Source organism: Stenotrophomonas sp. 05L44_2, from assembly GCF_056665995.1.
Map to the genome: position 1 here is coordinate 1 of NZ_JBFTNR010000876.1, position 1,520 is coordinate 1,520.

General features: G+C 65.1%; 2 protein-coding genes. Both read right to left on the minus strand.

Translation table 11 applies throughout. The features are described from left to right. Positions 1-913: phosphate ABC transporter permease subunit PstC (gene pstC, locus AC1VAN_RS21575; protein ID WP_480986712.1), on the minus strand; the 913-nt coding region annotated here is incomplete at its 3' end. Between the two features lie 82 nt (positions 914-995). After that, positions 996-1,520 (minus strand): phosphate ABC transporter substrate-binding protein PstS (gene pstS, locus AC1VAN_RS21580; RefSeq protein ID WP_480986713.1); only part of this gene is annotated, 525 nt, incomplete at its 5' end.

A 1,520-nucleotide genomic window follows, 5' to 3' on the forward strand; every position in this document is an offset into this window, starting at 1 on the left:
CCACGAAGGTGACGATGAAGAGGACGAAGCCGAGCAGCAGCAACGCCGAGCGGTAGGTTTCAGTGGCTTCGCCGAAGTCGTTGGCGATCAGTGCGGCGATGGTGGTGCCCGGTTCCAGCAGCGACGGCGACAGGCGCACGCTGTTGCCGATCACGAAGGCCACCGCCATCGTCTCGCCCAGTGCGCGGCCGAGGCCGAGGAACACGCCACCGATCACCGCCGAGCGGGTGTAGGGCAGCACGATGTCCCAGCTCACTTCCCACTTGGTGGAGCCCAGCGCGTAGGCCGATTCCTTCAGGCGGGTCGGCACGGTCAGGAACACTTCGCGCATCACCGAGGAGATGAACGGGATGACCATGATCGCCAGCACGAAGCCGGCGGTGAGCATGCCGATGCCCAGCGGCGGGCCCTGGAACACCGGGCCGATGATCGGCCATTCGCCCAGGGTTTCGTTGAGGAACGGGGTGACGTACTCGGTCATCACCGGCACCAGCACGAACAGGCCCCACATGCCGTAGATGATCGAGGGAATGCCCGCCAGCAGTTCGATGGCGGTACCGACCGGACCACGCAGCCAGCGCGGTGCCACTTCGGTGAGGAAGAAGGCGATGCCGAAGCTGACCGGCACGGCGATGACCATCGCGATCAGCGCGGTGACCAGGGTGCCGTAGATCGGGGCGAGGGCGCCGAACTTGTTTTCGACCGGATTCCAGTCGGAGGAGAAGAAGAAGCTCAGGCCCTGCATCTGCAGGGCGTGGCGACCACCCCACAGCATCGACAGTGCGGCGCAGGCCAGCGCGATCAGGACGAAGATGACGGTGCCGACCAGCACCCATCGGAACAGTTTGTCGTTGCGGGCATCACGCGTATCACGCGTGGACGGGGCGGCTACAGGCTGGGCGATGGCATTCATGGGGACGGCAGGGCCAGGAAGGGGCGGGGCAGCACGATGTGCAGGAGACGGTGCCCGCACGTGGCGGGCACCGTCGGGTCCATCACTTCAGTTCGGTCGCCCAGTAGGCTTCGATCTGCTTGACCAGCTCGGCCGGCAGCGGCACGTAGTGCAGTTCGTTGGCCTGGGTCTGGCCGCTTTCGAAGGCCCACTTGAAGAAGGCCAGCGCATCCTGGTTGCGCTTGGCATCCTTCGGCTTCTTCTGCATCAGCATGAAGTTGGTGGCGGTGATCGGCCACGCCTGCTCGCCCGGGGCGTTGGTGATGACCAGGTTGAAGTCCTTGGCGCTGGCCCAGTCGGCGCTGGCGGCAGCGGCGGCGAAGGTTTCAGCGTTCGGCTGCACCCAGGTGCCGGCCGCGTTCTGCAGCGAGGTGTACGGCATCGCGTTCTGCAGGGCATAGGCCAGTTCGACGTAGCCGATCGAGCCCTTGATCTGCTTCACGTAGGAAGCAACGCCTTCATTGCCCTTGCCACCCACACCGTCCGGCCACTGCACCGAGGTGCCTTCGCCGACCTTGCTCTTCCACTCCGGGCTGACCTTGGACAGGTAGTTGGAGAAGTTGAAGGT